This is a genomic window from Mycolicibacter terrae (genome assembly GCF_010727125.1).
Taxonomy (GTDB): Bacteria; Actinomycetota; Actinomycetes; order Mycobacteriales; family Mycobacteriaceae; genus Mycobacterium; species Mycobacterium terrae.
Window position 1 is genome coordinate 2,485,385 of the sequence record NZ_AP022564.1, and the last position, 12,963, is coordinate 2,498,347.

Consider the following 12,963-nt stretch of genomic DNA (forward strand, 5'->3'; position numbering starts at 1 on the left):
TTCGGCGGCGATCAGTAACGGCGGGCGTTGTGGATCGGGCCGGAGGAGTTCATCGGCACCACCCGGACCGGCTGACCGTAGGTGGACGAGTGGATCATCATGCCGTCGCCGACGTAGATCCCGGAGTGCGAGGCGTCCGAGTAGAAGGTCAGCACGTCGCCGGGCTGCAGATCCGAGAGCGCCACCGGCTGCCCGCCGTTGGCCTGCGCCTGGCTGGAGTGCGGCAGGTTGATGCCGGCCTGGTTGAACGCCCACATCACCAGCCCCGAACAATCGAACCCGCCAGGTCCGGCCCCACCCCAGACGTAGGGCGTCCCGACCTGGGTCAGCGCGGCCTGCACGGCGGTCGCGGCACCGCCGCCGCCGCCAGCACCTCCGCCACCAAACACGTCGGGGGCCGGGAACACCGGGCCCGGGAACAGCGGAGCCGGCGGCACCCCCTCGGGCGCGGGCTCTCCCGGTACACCTTCGGGGACCGGTCCGGGCTCGGCCATCGCGGTGCGCTGCTGCGGTGTCAGCGCGTAGTACTGCGATTTGACCACGGAGATCTGCAGCTGCAGGCGGCTCTGTTTGGCCTGCAGTTCGGCGCGCACCGCGGCGGCCTGCTCGGCGGCCGTCCGGGCCTCCTCGGCCGACCTGGCCGACGCCTGCTCGGCCTGATCGGCCTGCTCGCTGGCGGCGCGGTAGCGCTCCAGCTGCACCGACAGGTCGCCGGCCACCACGCGCTGCACGGCGAGCTTGTCGATCAGCTGCTGCGGGGACTCGGCGGTCAGGATGGCGTCCATGCCGCCCACCCGGCCACCCATGTAGGTGGTGGCGGCGAACCGGTTCACCGCAGACCGGTAGGTGGACAGCTGCTCCCGGGCGGCGCCGAGCGCGGCCTCGTCATCGGCGTGGGTCCGGTCGGCAGCCTGCAGTTCGGCGAGTTTCTGGTCGAGGTTGAGCTGCGCGGTGTGCATCGCCTCGGTGGTCTGCTCGGCCTGCCGGGACAGCTCACTGAGCTTGGCCAACGCGTCATCAGCCGGGTCAGCGTGCACGCTGCCGCCCAAAGTGCCGGTCAGAGCCGTGATGCCGACCACCAGGCCGACCGCAACACCGAGAACAGGACGCCTAAAAGCACGCAGATTCCACCGCATACGTTCGAGCTTCAAGATTGCATCCTTAACACTGCCAAAGGAGGTACGTGGCCGTGCCGCCGCCGAAAGTACGTAAGGTCTCGAATAGGTTACGAAATGGCAACGGCGTTGTCCATCGCGAGCTGCCACCTTAACAGCCGGGCCCGTGAGAGCCCCCAAGCGGCACGCCCGGGTCAGGCTACCCCGAAACGGCGCGCCGGGGCGCGTTCTCCGCGGATCGGCACCAGGCGCAACCGCGGCGCCATGCCGGCCTCGGCGAGCACCTCCAGGGCCGCCCGCTCGTCTTCGAGGAGCTCATTGGGCACCCCCAACAGCACACTGACCACACAGTCCCGGCAGGCGGGGCCGCGCACCGCACAGTCGTCACAGTCGATCACCACCGGCTCCGGATCGTCCCGCTGTGCGTCGCGGTGCTCCGGGTGGCCCGAGATCTCTGCCATGGCGATTCCTCTCGATCGGTTGCCGTCACGCTAACCGCGGCCTCCGACATCCAGCCCCGAGCCGAACACCGCGATGTCGGTGCGCCCGCCTACGGTTCGGGCATGACCCGCCGCGCCGATGCAGGGCAACTGAGCCTTCTCGACCTCCAGGCCCAGCTCGAAGCCGCCGCGGGCGCCACGGCGCTGCGGGAGACCACCTTCGTGGTGGTGGACCTGGAGACCACCGGTGCCCGCGCCTCCCCCGCTGCGGACGGCGCCGTGGACGCCATCACCGAGATCGGCGCGGTCAAGGTCCGCGGCGGCGTGGTCGAGGGTGAGTTCGCCACCTTGATCAACCCCCGGCGCGGCATCCCACCCCAGATCGTCCGGCTGACCGGGATCACCACCGCGATGGTGCACGACGCGCCCCCGGTCGAGGCCGTGCTGCCGACTTTTCTGGAGTTCGCCGGGTTCGACCGCGGGTCGGTGCTGGTCGCCCACAACGCCGGGTTCGACGTCGGTTTCCTGACCGCGGCCGCCCAACGCTGCGGGGTGGGCTGGCCGCGGCCGCCGGTGCTGTGCACGGTCCGGCTGGCACGGCGGGTGCTCAGCCGTGAGGAGGCGCCCAGTGTGCGGCTGGCCGAGTTGTCCCGGCTGTTCGCGGTCAGCACCACACCCACGCACCGCGCACTCGACGACGCCCGCGCCACCGTCGACGTCCTGCACGCGCTGATCGAGCGGGTCGGTAACCAGCGGGTGCACACCTTCGCCGACCTACGTGCCTACCTGTCGCACGCGACGCCGGCCCAGCGCCGCAAGCGCACCCTTGCCGAGGGGCTTCCACACCGCCCGGGCGTCTACCTGTTCCGCGGTCCGTCCGACGAGGTGCTCTACATCGGCACCGCCACCGATCTGCGCCGCCGGGCGGGTGCGTACTTCAACGGCTCGGATCGTCGGCGCCGCATCGCCGAGATGGTGGCCTTGGCCACCCGGCTCGACCACGTCGAATGCGCACACCCGCTGGAGGCGGGCGTGCGCGAGCTGCGCCTGCTGGCCGCGCACACCCCGCCGTACAACCGCCGGTCCAAGTTTCCCCGGCGGTGGTGGTGGGTCACCTTGTCACAGGAGGCCTTTCCTCGCCTGTCGGTGGTGCGCGCACCCCGACACGACCGGGTGATCGGGCCGTTCCATTCCCGCGCCGACGCCGCCCAGACCGCCGCCCTGCTCGCTCGGTTCACCGGAATCCGAACCTGCACAACGCGGTTGAGCCGCATGAGCCGGCACACCTGCCCGCCGGCCGAAGTCAGTCCCTGCCCCGCCGCGCCCGACGTGACCGCCGCGCAGTACGCCGAGAACGTCCGGCGGGCGGCCGCGGTGATCGAGGGCACCGACAACAGCGCGCTGCGCGCGGCGATACGCGAGGTGGGCGCGCTGGCCGAACGCGGCCACTACGAGAGCGCCGCGCGGCTGCGGGACCGGACGGCGACCACCATCGAGGCCCTGTGGCGAAGCCAGCGCGCCCGCGCGCTGGCCGCACTGCCGGAGCTGGTGGCCGCCGCGCCGGACGCATCGAACCCTCAAGGCGGGTGGCAACTCGCGGTGATCCGTCATGGCCGGCTGGCCGCCGCCGGCTGCGCCGCGCGGGGCGTGCCGCCGATGCCCGTCATCGACGCGATCACGCTGGGCGCCCAGGCGGTGGTGCCCGAGCCGGCGCCGTTGGCGGGTGCCCTGGTCGAGGAGACCGGGCTCATCGCGCGCTGGCTGGCGGCTCCCGGGGTGCGCATCGTGCGCATCGTGCCCGGTGTGGATGCGGCTGGGGCCGACGGGTGGGCATCGCCGGTGGGCTCGGCGGGGCCGTTGACCGCGTGGGCGGCCCTGGCCCGCTCGGCGCGGCTGGCCTCAGAGCTGGGCGCCGAAGCGGACCCAACGAGCGAGCAACTGTTCGGCCGCGCCGCTGTCTATCGCCGTGACAGCGCGCTGCAGCCCGTCCTCCCAGGCCGGCAGCCATTCAGCGCTGCTGGATAGCCCGGCATGGGCGACCATCGCCCCGGCGGCGTTGAGCACCACGGCATCGCGCACCGGACCGGGGGTTCCGGCCAGCACCGACCGGGCCTCCTCGGCGTTGGTCTGCGCGTCACCGCCGAGCAGCTGGTCCACCTCGGCGCGGGCGAACCCGAACCCGGCGGGGTCGAAGGTCAGTCGGTCGATCGTTCCGGCCTGCACCCGCCAGATCGTGCTGGTCGTGGTCGTGGTGAGTTCGTCGAGGCCGTCATCACCGTGCACCACCAGCACGCTGGACCGCCGAGCGGCGAACACACCGGCCATCACCTCGGCCAACTCGCCGAACGCGCAGCCGATCAGCCCGGCCCCCGGCCGGGCCGGGTTGGTCAGCGGTCCCAGCAGGTTGAACACCGTCGGGACGCCGATCTCGCGCCGTGCCACCGAGGCGTTGCGGTAGGACGGCTGGAATTGCGGCGCGAAGCAGAATCCGATGCCGACCTCGGCGACGCTGCGGGCCACCTCGTCGGGCCCCAGGTCAATGCGCACCCCCAGCGCCTCGAGGGTGTCGGCGCCCCCGGACAGCGAACTCGCCGACCGGTTGCCGTGTTTGACCACCGGCACACCGGCAGCGGCCACCACGATCGCCGCCATGGTGGACAGATTCACGGTGTTGGCACCGTCCCCGCCGGTGCCCACCACGTCGACGGTGTCGGTGCCGATCTTGTCGGTGGGCACCTTGCGTCCGTAGGCCAGCATGACGTCGGCCAGTTCACCCACCTCGGCGGCGGTCGGGCCCTTCATCTGCATGGCCACCCCGAACGCCGCGATCTGCGCCGAGGTGGCGCTGCCGGCCATGATCTGCTCCATCGCCCAGGCCGCCTGACCCCGGACCAGATCCGCACCCGACGTCAGCCCGCCCAGTACCTGCCGCCACTGTGCTATCTGCGCTATCGGCTGCGCCTCACCACCGGGCTCGACCACGCGCCGATCGTCGCATGCGGGCCGCACGCCGCCAAAGCCGCCCGGAATTAGAGCGCGGACGCGCGGCCGACAGCCCAGCCAACAGCAGTTCGGACGAATTGCCCGCCCCGGGTGGAGATCTACAACTACATAGCGTCATACTTGCGGATGTGACGAGCGCTGTGGGGTCCTCGGGTACTGCCATTACGTCGCGTGTGCATTCGCTGAACCGTCCGAACATGGTCAGCGTCGGCACCATCGTGTGGCTGTCCAGTGAGTTGATGTTCTTTGCCGGGCTGTTCGCGATGTATTTCACGGCGCGGGCCCAGTCCGGTGGCGCCTGGCCGCCACCACCGACCGAGCTCAACCTGTGGCAGGCGGTCCCGGTGACGCTGGTGCTGATCGCGTCGTCGTTCACCTGCCAGATGGGCGTGTTCGCCGCCGAGCGCGGCGACGTGTTCGGGCTGCGCCGCTGGTATCTGCTGACCTTCGCCATGGGACTGTTCTTCGTCTGCGGTCAGGCGTACGAGTACTACCACCTGATCATGCACGGCACCACCATTCCGTCGAGCTCCTACGGCAGCGTGTTCTACCTGACCACCGGTTTCCACGGTCTGCACGTCATCGGCGGGTTGGTCGCGTTCATCTTCCTGATGGTGCGCACCACGATGAGCAAGTTCACCCCGGCCCAGGCCACCGCATCGATCGTCGTGTCGTACTACTGGCACTTCGTCGACATCGTCTGGATCGCACTGTTCGCCACGATCTACTTCATCCGATGAGCAACCGCCCGATGAACAGGAGTGTCCGGTTGAAGACACCGAAGAAGTGGGCCCGACCTCGCCACCACGAATCTGTCGCCCGGCGGCGGCTGCGGCGTCGGTTGTCCGGCGGGCTGCTGCTGCTGGTCGCGCTGGCCATGGCCGGCGGGCTGGCCGCACTGCTCACGCCGACCCCGCAGGTGGCGGTCGCCGACGAATCGGCCTCGGCGCTGCTGCGCACCGGTAAGCAGCTGTTCGACACCTCCTGTGTGAGCTGTCACGGCGCCAACCTGCAGGGTGAGCCCGGCCGCGGACCGAGCCTGATCGGTGTCGGCGAGGCCGCCGTGTACTTCCAGGTCTCCACCGGGCGGATGCCCGCGGCACGCGGTGAGGCCCAGGCCCCCCGCAAGTACCCGATGTTCGACGACAAGCAGATCGACGCCCTGGGTGCCTACGTGCAGGCCAACGGCGGCGGTCCCACCGTCGTGCGCAACGCCGACGGCAGCATCGCGCAGGCGTCGCTGCGCGGCGACGACCTGGGCCGCGGCGGCGACCTCTTCCGGCTCAACTGCGCGTCCTGCCACAACTTCACCGGCCGAGGCGGCGCGCTGTCCTCGGGCAAGTACGCCCCCGACCTGGCGCCGGCCAACGAGCAGCAGATCCTGACCGCGATGCTGTCCGGCCCGCAGAACATGCCGCGCTTCTCCGACCGGCAGATCTCCATGGAGGAGAAGAAAGACATCATCGCCTACGTCAGATCCGTTACCGAGGAACACGATCCGGGCGGCTACGGCCTCGGCGGATTCGGCCCGGCGCCGGAAGGCATGGTGATGTGGATTATCGGGATGGTCGCTGCCATCGGCGCGGCTTTGTGGATCGGGGCACGCTCATGACCGATGTCAGCAAGGACACCACCGTCCCCGACGAGGCCCAGCTGGCCGCGATGAGCAATGACGAGCTGCTCGCTCTCGGCGGCCGCATCGACGGCGTGGAGACGATCTTCAAGGAGCCGCGCTGGCCGGTCGAAGGCACCCGCGCCGAGAAGCGCGCCGAGCGCAACGTCGCCGGCTGGTTTCTGGCCGCCGGCGGCTTCGGCTTCGCCCTGCTGCTGATCTTCCTGTTCTGGCCGTGGGAATACGCGCCGCTGGAGTCCCCGGACGGGTTCGCCTACTCGTTGGCCACTCCCCTGTACGGACTGACCTTCGGGCTCTCGGTGCTCTTCATCGGCATCGGCGCGGTGATGTTCGTCAAGAAGTTCATCCCCGAAGAGATCACCATCCAGGAGCGCCACGACGGCAGTTCCGCTGAGCTGGACCGCAAAACGGTGGGAGCCCAGCTGACCGACGCGTTCGAGGGCTCGACGCTTCCGCGGCGCAAGCTGCTGGGCGCCTCGCTGGGCATCGGATTCGGCGCGTTCGGACTGGGCACCCTGGTTGCCGGGGCCGGCGGGCTCATCAAGAACCCGTGGAAGCCGGTCGTCGACACCGCCGAGGGCAAGAAGGCCATGCTGTGGACCTCGGGCTGGACCCCGCGCTATCACGGCGAGACGATCTACCTGGCCCGGGCGACCGGCCACAGCACCAACTCACCGTTCGTCAAGATGCGCCCCGAGGACCTCGACGCCGGCGGCATGGAGACCGTCTTCCCGTGGCGGGAGTCCGACGGCGACGGCACCACCGAGGAATCGCGCGAGAAGCTCAACGAGATCATGATGGGCGTGCGCAACCCGGTGATGCTGATCCGCATCCGGCCCGACGACATGCCCAAGGTGGTCAAGCGAGCGGGCCAGGAGAGCTTCAACTTCGGCGACTTCTTCGCCTACACGAAGATCTGCTCGCACCTGGGTTGCCCGTCTTCCCTGTTCGAGCAGCAGACCTACCGGATTCTGTGCCCGTGCCACCAATCGCAGTTCGACGCGCTGCACTTCGCCAAGCCGGTCTTCGGCCCGGCGGCCCGCGCACTGGCACAGCTGCCCGTCACCATTGACGCCAACGGTTATCTGGTCGCCAACGGCGACTTCGTCGAACCTGTCGGACCGGCCTTCTGGGAGCGCACCTCATGAGCCCTGCAATCGGCGACCTGCTCGCCCGTCAAGCAGACGACATCGACACCCGTTACCACCCGGCGGCCGCACTGCGACGCCAGTTCAACAAGGTCTTTCCGACGCACTGGTCGTTCCTGCTCGGTGAAATCGCGTTGTACAGCTTCATCATCCTGCTGCTGTCCGGCGTCTACCTGACGCTGTTCTTCGACCCGTCGATGGCCGAGGTCATCTACCAGGGCGTCTACCAGCCGCTCAACGGCGTGCAGATGTCGCGCGCCTACGAGACGGCGCTGAACATCTCCTTCGAGGTCCGCGGCGGACTGTTCGTCCGGCAGCTCCACCACTGGGCGGCGCTGATGTTCGCCGCGTCGATCATGGTGCACCTGGCGCGCATCTTCTTCACCGGTGCGTTCCGCCGGCCACGCGAGGCGAACTGGGTGATCGGGTCGCTGCTGCTGATCCTGGCCATGTTCGAGGGCTACTTCGGCTATTCGCTGCCCGACGACCTGTTGTCCGGCATCGGTATCCGCGCCGCGCTCTCGTCGATCACGCTGGGTATGCCGGTGATCGGCACCTGGCTGCACTGGGCGCTGTTCGGCGGCGACTTCCCGGGCACCATCCTGATCCCCCGGCTCTACGCCCTGCACATCCTGCTGCTCCCGGGCATCATCCTGGCCCTGATCGGCGTGCACCTGGCGCTGGTGTGGTTCCAGAAGCACACCCAGTTCCCCGGACCCGGACGCACCGAGAGCAACGTCGTCGGGGTGCGCGTGCTGCCGGTCTTCGCGATCAAGTCCGGCGCGTTCTTCGCGATGATCACCGGCATCCTCGGCTTGATGGGCGGCCTGCTGCAGATCAACGCGATCTGGAACCTGGGCCCCTACCGGCCTTCGCAGGTGTCGGCGGGCAGCCAGCCGGACTTCTACATGATGTGGACCGAGGGGCTGGCCCGGTTGTGGCCGGCGTGGGAGTTCTACTTCCTGGGCCACACCGTGCCCGGCCCGGTCGGCGTCGCGCTGATCATGGGTGCGGTCTTCACCCTGCTGATCATCTATCCGTTCCTGGAGAAGCGGTTCACCGGTGACTATGCACACCACAACCTGCTCCAGCGCCCGCGCGACGCACCGGTCCGCACCGCGATCGGCGCCATGGCGATCAGCTTCTATTTGGTGCTGACCCTGGCCGCGATGAACGACATCATCGCGTGGAAGTTCCACATCTCCCTGAATGCGACGACCTGGATCGGCCGCATCGGGATGGTGATCCTGCCGCCGCTGATCTTCTTCGCCACCTACCGGTGGTGCATCGGCCTGCAGCGCAGTGACCGTGAGGTGCTCGAGCACGGCATCGAGACCGGCATCATCAAACGGCTTCCGCACGGCGCCTACATCGAGCTGCACCAGCCGCTGGGACCGGTCGACGAACACGGCCACCCGATTCCGCTGGAATACGCCGGCGCGGCGCTGCCCAAGAGGATGAACAAGCTGGGGTCGGCCGGCTCCCCCGGCCGGGGCAGCTTCCTGACCGCCGACCCGACTTCCGAGGACGCCGCGCTCAACGAGGCCGCGCACGCCAGCGAGCGGCGTGCGCTGACCGCGCTGGCCGAGCGTCAGGACGGCAACGGCAACGGCGACGGCCAGCACTGACCCGCGCCGGTCAGGCGACCTGCGCAGCCTGCTGCGCGGGCTACCGGTCCTGCTAGGTTCCGCGCCGGAGTTCAATCCGGCGCGAGCCCCCGACGATCCGGTCGAGCTGTTCACCCGGTGGCTTCTGCATGCCCTCGACAGCGGCGTCGCGGAACCGCACGCCATGACGGTGTCGACGGTGTCGGGGGCGGCCGGGTCGCGACCGTCGGCGCGGGTGCTGATCCTCAAGGACCTCGACAGTGCCGGTTGGCATTTCGCGGTCAGCTCACTGAGCCGCAAGGGCGCCGAGCTCGCGCGCAATCCGGCTGTGGCGCTGACGTTTTACTGGCCCGCGCTGGGCCGCCAGGTCAGGGTCGAGGGCATCGCGCAGGCCGACCCGGCACCGGTGGCCGCCGAGGACTTCCTGGCCCGCTCCGAGGGCGCCCGGACGATGGCGCTGACCGGGCGCCAGAGTGAGCCCTACTGCGATCCCGCCGAGATCGGTGAGGCGTTGGCGAAGGCCCGCCTGGAACTCGAACGGTCCCCCGGACTGGTTCCCGCCGACTGGGTGTCGTATGCGGTGTGGGCCGACACGGTCGAATTCTGGCAGTCGGATCCGGATCGCCGGCACCGCAGACTGCGTTACGAACGCGACGGCGCGGGTTGGTCGACGACCCCGCTCTGGCCCTAAGAGCGGCGTCAGCCGAACCGGGACGGCAGTTCCAGCACCTCGCCGAGACGGCGCAGGTACAGCCACGGGATCACCGGCATGGCCAAGGTGATCGCCCCGGCCAACCCGTAGCAGACCCACGAGCCGGTGTCCTTGCCGACCGCCATCAAGTAAGTCGCGGCCGCCACGACGGTCAGTGCGCCGCCGACGGCGCTGGCGAGCACCGTGACGCCGCGCAGCAGCACCCGGTCCACCTGGGTCTGGTTCGGCAGCGCCTGGCGCTCGGGGGCCGACCGCCGGCCTGGGGCGTCGAATCCGCGTTGCGGCAGCGGCGCATTCGGCCGCACCGGCGACCCGGCGCGAGGCGCGACGCCGGCCGGCCGCGGAGGCGGGCCGGAGGGGCGGGCGCGCAGCAGTACCGGAATGGCGGCCAGGATGACCAGCGCGGAGACACCGATGACGATGTACAGCAGGCCGTTGTGCGAATCCTTCGCCGGCTGGTGAAAGCCCCGCCCGAGGTCGACGAGCGCGACCGTCGCCGCCACACTCATGCCCAACAGCGTCAGCCAGATCGCGGCACAGACACCGAGCAGTACCCGGTCCACCACCTCCGGGGACTGCCCGGGGTGGACGAATCGGTCTGCCATGTTTCTGCCGGCCATCAGCAGCTCGTCGCCGGCGCGTCGTTGCTGTTGGATGACAGCACCCTACCGTCACTGCTGGTGATCGAACAGTTGAGTTTGCTCAGCCGCAGCATGCTGGACGCCTCCACCGAGCCGATCTCCGACTGGGAGATCGGCGTCAATGTCAGCGACCAGGGGATGTAGGCGTTGCGCTGGGTCCGGCGTTGCCCGGAGGCGTCGACGTAGGTGATCGTGATCTGGTCGAACGGCGCCTTGGTGCCGGTCACCGAATAGGTCACCTGCATCGGCTTGGCCTGGGTGGTCGTGGTGGGCTCCGTTGTCGCAGTGGATGGTTCGGGAGAGGGAGACTCCGCCGGCGGCGGTGGCGGTGGCGGCGGGGCCTCCTCACTCGACGGTGGCGGCGGCGGGGGCTCCTCGCTGGACGGCGGCGGGGGCGGTGGTGGCGGCGTGGTCGGGTTGCTGGTCCTGGTGATCTCGTCCTGCACCGGCGGCTGCGAGACGGTGGTTCTCGTGGTGTCCGGTGTGGCCAGGTCGTTGGTCTCGGAGCGGGCGAACAGCAGCGCCACCGAGACCACCAGGGAGACCGCGGCGATGATCACGGTGACACCGACCACCCAGGGCCAGCGCGGCGTCTTGGCGTGCGGATCCGGCTCGTCGGGGGTGTCGAAGTTGTCGTAGTCGTACAACCGCGGGTCCACCGGCACGTAGGGACCGCTCAAGAACTGCTCGGACTCGGGGGCCGAATAGGCCTGGGAGTAGGCGGTGTTGTCCGGTGACGCGCCGGGCGTGGGCGCGGCCACCTCGTCAATCGCCGGGATGTCCGCGTCTCCGGCTGCGCCCGACACGGGGTCCTCGTCTCCAGAGCCCGCCTCCGGGGGATTCGGCCCGCTCATTCCCGCCTATCCTGTTCCAACCGCAGCGCTCACGCGCGCCACACCCACCACGGTCGATAAAACCGCCGCTGGTCATTGTGCACCGGCAACCCTACCCAAAGGGGTCGACACGGCGGTGCGTGCGGACCGGCTCAGTGTTTCTCGGGGCCGATGTAGTACTCGAAGACCAGCCCGGCCACACTCGACAACACCATCGCCACCCCGGCCGCGATCAGCCACGGGAGCCACAACGCGATCCCCACAGCGGCCACCGATCCCGACAGCGCGATCAGGATCGGCCACCAGCTGTGCGGGCTGAAGAAGCCCAGTTCCCCGGCGCCGTCACTGATTTCGGCCGCCTCGTAGTCCTCGGGGCGGGTGTCCAGCCGGCGTGCCACGAACCGGAAGAAGGTGGCCACGATCAGGGCCATCACCCCGGTCAGCACCAGCGCCGTGGTGCCGGCCCACTCGACTCCGCCGGTGGCGAACAGGGTCGTCAGTACGGCGTAGACCACCCCGACCACCACGAAGAAGGTGGCCACGAACTCGAACAGCCTGGATTCGATGCGCATGAGGTTGTGTCCCTACTTGTTGCTGGCTTCGGGGGCTAGCAGGCCGCGGCGACTGTCGAATGGGCGCGTGGTGACGGCCAGCGGCTCCTGCTTGATCGCCTCCAGCGCCTCGGCGTTGCTCTTCCCGGCGATCCGCTGACCCAGGTAGGCCTTGAAGTCGTTGGGCGAGACCACCCGGACCTCGAAGTTCATCATGGCGTGATAGGTGCCGCACATCTCCGCGCAGTGGCCGACGAACGCCCCCTCCTTCTGGATCTCAGAGACCTGGAAGGTGTTGACCTGGTTGTTGCGCTCGGGCCAGGCGATGACGTCCCGCTTGAACAGGAACTCCGGCACCCAGAAGGAGTGGATGACGTCGGCGGAGTTCAACACGAACTCGATGCGCTTGCCGCTGGGCACCACCAGCACCGGGATCTCGTTGGTGGTACCGAGCGTCTCGACCCTGTCGAAGTTGAGGTAGGTCCGGTCGTCGGTGTTGAGTCCGCGGACCGGTCCGACCAGCTCCTCGCCGTGCTTGTCGACGCCTTCGGGCTTGGAGGCCATCGCCTCTTTGCGCTGCTGGTCGGCGCCCTCGTAGCTCAGCGTGCCGTCGCGGAAGTTGACCTTCTGGTAGCCGAACTTCCAGTTCCACTGGAAGGCGGTGACGTCGACGACCACCTCGGGGTCGGGGTCGTGGTGCAGCATCTTCTCCTGAACGACGACGGTGAAGTAGAAGATCACCGCGATGGCCAGGAACGGCAGGACGGTGAGCCCGAGCTCCAGGGGCATGTTGTAGCCGAACTGGCGCGGCAGTTCGGTGTCGGTCGCCTTCTTGCGGTGGAAGAGCGTCGCCCAGAAGATCATTCCCCAGACGATCCCGCCGATCACGACGGAGGCGATCACCATGCCGAGCCACAGCTTGTAGTTGGCCTCGGCCTCCGGGGTGATGCCTTTGGGCCAGCCGAAGCCGACCACGTCGGTCCAGTCGTAGCTACAGCCGCTGAGCGTCACCGTCAGCAGGCCGAGCACGCCGGCACCCGCCAGCGGTCGAAGCAGACGGCTAAGCACAACGCCCTGCCCGCGGCGTGTCACGTTGGTGCCTCCTCGAGTCACAGACCGGGCCGGCGCGGAACCGGCGGAGCAGTCGAATACTACGCAGCGTAGACCACCCGGATCGCCGGCGTTCGCGAGACCTGCCGGTTGGCCGGCCCGCTGCTCCGGCCCTCCGGTCATGTCCCGGCCCTGCGCAGGCCCGGGCCGATGCCGGTGCGGCATACTGG

At 69.2% G+C, this 12,963-nt stretch carries 12 protein-coding genes and 1 pseudogene; 6 read left to right on the forward strand and 7 right to left on the reverse strand.

Translation table 11 applies throughout. The annotated features are described in order from the left end of the window. Positions 1-11 precede the first annotated feature (11 nt). Both ripC and G6N23_RS11985 read right to left on the reverse strand, forming a co-directional pair. Positions 12-1,136, reverse strand: coding sequence for a peptidoglycan hydrolase RipC (ripC, locus tag G6N23_RS11980; protein ID WP_197701546.1), 1,125 nt, complete (start codon positions 1,134-1,136; stop codon positions 12-14). A gap of 173 nt (positions 1,137-1,309) precedes the next feature. Continuing rightward, entirely contained in the window at positions 1,310-1,576 is a 267-nt protein-coding gene (locus G6N23_RS11985; RefSeq protein ID WP_085262759.1) for a hypothetical protein, read from the reverse strand. Positions 1,577-1,678: 102 nt separating this feature from the next. Here G6N23_RS11985 and G6N23_RS11990 point away from each other — a divergent pair. Continuing rightward, positions 1,679-3,517 (forward strand): annotated as a pseudogene (locus G6N23_RS11990) (DEDD exonuclease domain-containing protein); the annotation flags it as partial. On the opposite strand, the gene trpD reads toward G6N23_RS11990, so the two are convergent. Continuing rightward, on the reverse strand, positions 3,455-4,537 hold the full coding sequence (gene trpD, locus G6N23_RS21970; RefSeq protein WP_085262761.1) for an anthranilate phosphoribosyltransferase: 1,083 nt from the start codon (positions 4,535-4,537) through the stop codon (positions 3,455-3,457). The pseudogene G6N23_RS11990 and the gene trpD sit on opposite strands and share 63 nt — an antisense overlap. A gap of 149 nt (positions 4,538-4,686) precedes the next feature. On the opposite strand from trpD, the gene ctaE reads away from it, so the two are divergent. From ctaE to G6N23_RS12020, 5 genes are read left to right on the forward strand one after another with little or no spacing between them, the layout of a single operon-like run. Then, positions 4,687-5,298, forward strand: coding sequence for an aa3-type cytochrome oxidase subunit III (gene ctaE, locus G6N23_RS12000; RefSeq protein WP_085262762.1), 612 nt, complete (start codon positions 4,687-4,689; stop codon positions 5,296-5,298). An 11-nt stretch (positions 5,299-5,309) separates the two neighbouring features. Next, a complete protein-coding gene (gene qcrC / locus G6N23_RS12005; protein ID WP_085262790.1) occupies positions 5,310-6,170 on the forward strand; it encodes a cytochrome bc1 complex diheme cytochrome c subunit in 861 nt (286 codons plus the stop codon). Next, positions 6,167-7,339, forward strand: coding sequence for a cytochrome bc1 complex Rieske iron-sulfur subunit (qcrA, locus tag G6N23_RS12010; RefSeq protein WP_085262763.1), 1,173 nt, complete (start codon positions 6,167-6,169; stop codon positions 7,337-7,339). The genes qcrC and qcrA overlap by 4 nt, the downstream gene beginning before the upstream one ends. After that, the gene (qcrB, locus tag G6N23_RS12015; RefSeq protein ID WP_372508913.1) at positions 7,321-8,967 is read left to right on the forward strand and encodes a cytochrome bc1 complex cytochrome b subunit; all 1,647 of its coding nucleotides are present in this window, start codon (positions 7,321-7,323) and stop codon (positions 8,965-8,967) included. Before qcrA ends, qcrB begins: the two co-directional genes overlap by 19 nt. A gap of 49 nt (positions 8,968-9,016) precedes the next feature. Further along, a complete protein-coding gene (locus G6N23_RS12020; protein WP_085262765.1) occupies positions 9,017-9,637 on the forward strand; it encodes a pyridoxine/pyridoxamine 5'-phosphate oxidase in 621 nt (206 codons plus the stop codon). A gap of 8 nt (positions 9,638-9,645) precedes the next feature. On the opposite strand, the gene G6N23_RS12025 is transcribed toward G6N23_RS12020, so the two are convergent. The 4 genes from G6N23_RS12025 to ctaC all read right to left on the reverse strand — a co-directional run bounded on the left by G6N23_RS12025 (position 9,646) and on the right by ctaC (position 12,796). After that, positions 9,646-10,278 carry a DUF2561 family protein gene (locus tag G6N23_RS12025; RefSeq protein ID WP_085262766.1) on the reverse strand — a complete coding sequence of 211 codons (633 nt, stop codon included), beginning with the start codon at positions 10,276-10,278 and terminating at the stop codon, positions 9,646-9,648. Next, positions 10,278-11,153 carry an MmpS family transport accessory protein gene (locus G6N23_RS12030; RefSeq protein ID WP_085262767.1) on the reverse strand — a complete coding sequence of 292 codons (876 nt, stop codon included), beginning with the start codon at positions 11,151-11,153 and terminating at the stop codon, positions 10,278-10,280. The genes G6N23_RS12025 and G6N23_RS12030 overlap by 1 nt, the downstream gene beginning before the upstream one ends. Before the next feature lie 131 nt (positions 11,154-11,284). After that, entirely contained in the window at positions 11,285-11,704 is a 420-nt protein-coding gene (locus G6N23_RS12035; protein ID WP_085262768.1) for a cytochrome c oxidase subunit 4, read from the reverse strand. Positions 11,705-11,716: 12 nt separating this feature from the next. Then, positions 11,717-12,796, reverse strand: coding sequence for an aa3-type cytochrome oxidase subunit II (gene ctaC / locus G6N23_RS12040; protein WP_407938330.1), 1,080 nt, complete (start codon positions 12,794-12,796; stop codon positions 11,717-11,719). Between the last annotated feature and the right edge of the window lie 167 nt (positions 12,797-12,963).

Bases quoted from the DNA above. Each gene is read 5' to 3' on its own strand.
- ripC (WP_197701546.1), bottom strand. From the start codon at position 1,136: ATGCGGTGGAATCTGCGTGCTTTTAGGCGTCCTGTTCTCGGTGTTGCG.
- G6N23_RS11985 (WP_085262759.1), bottom strand. From the start codon at position 1,576: ATGGCAGAGATCTCGGGCCACCCGGAGCACCGCGACGCACAGCGGGAC.
- qcrC (WP_085262790.1), top strand. From the start codon at position 5,310: ATGAACAGGAGTGTCCGGTTGAAGACACCGAAGAAGTGGGCCCGACCT.
- qcrA (WP_085262763.1), top strand. From the start codon at position 6,167: ATGACCGATGTCAGCAAGGACACCACCGTCCCCGACGAGGCCCAGCTG.
- G6N23_RS12025 (WP_085262766.1), bottom strand. From the start codon at position 10,278: ATGGCCGGCAGAAACATGGCAGACCGATTCGTCCACCCCGGGCAGTCC.
- G6N23_RS12030 (WP_085262767.1), bottom strand. From the start codon at position 11,153: ATGAGCGGGCCGAATCCCCCGGAGGCGGGCTCTGGAGACGAGGACCCC.
- G6N23_RS12035 (WP_085262768.1), bottom strand. From the start codon at position 11,704: ATGCGCATCGAATCCAGGCTGTTCGAGTTCGTGGCCACCTTCTTCGTG.